General features: G+C 36.2%; 1 protein-coding gene. It reads left to right on the forward strand.

Features of this window, described 5'->3' with window-relative positions; translation table 11 throughout:
• On the forward strand, nt 1-374 hold a 374-nt coding region (locus tag ACP5SP_RS08080; RefSeq protein WP_428076568.1), incomplete at its 5' end, for an oligopeptide/dipeptide ABC transporter ATP-binding protein.
• Nucleotides 375-630: the final 256 nt, after the last annotated feature.

Genomic DNA, 630 nt, shown 5'->3' on the forward strand with positions numbered 1-630 from the left:
TAAAGGAAAAATACGGGCTTTCTATAATGTACATAACTCATGATTTATTGACTGCTTATTATATAAGCGATAGAATAGCAATAATGCTAAGGGGAGAAATTGTCGAGACTGGGCCGGTAGAAAAAGTTTTAACAAGTCCAAAACATCCATATACAATGATTTTAAGAGAATCTGTAGCTGAACCTGATCCTCGTCGAAAATGGATGAAACGTATTAACCCTTCCAATATAGAAAGCAAAGAATATTCTATTGGGGGTTGCAAATTTGTTAATAGATGTCCTTATGCAATGGATATATGCAAAAAAGAATCTCCCGAGATGAGATTTATAGATGGAAGATTTGTCAAATGCTTTTTATATGACAATTCAGGATGATATGCCCCCAAAGTTGATACAGTCAAAAGTAGAGACCTTGTACTTATAAATGTATCATTGCAGGATCAACTGATCCTGCAAAAGTCGAATTCAGTAAGACCTAAGATAGAATTTTACCGGTGTTTCATAGTTAATCGCACTGTGTGGTCTTTGATGATTATATACTAAATAAAATTCAGATTCCGAATCGTAGCGATGGCAAACGCCCTTTCAATGTCTAGTCCTCGCTACGCTGCGGAGACCATTTCGAGGGCAT

Source organism: Caldisericum sp. (genome assembly GCF_049967455.1).
In the GTDB taxonomy this organism is placed as follows: domain Bacteria; phylum Caldisericota; class Caldisericia; order Caldisericales; family Caldisericaceae; genus Caldisericum; species Caldisericum exile_A.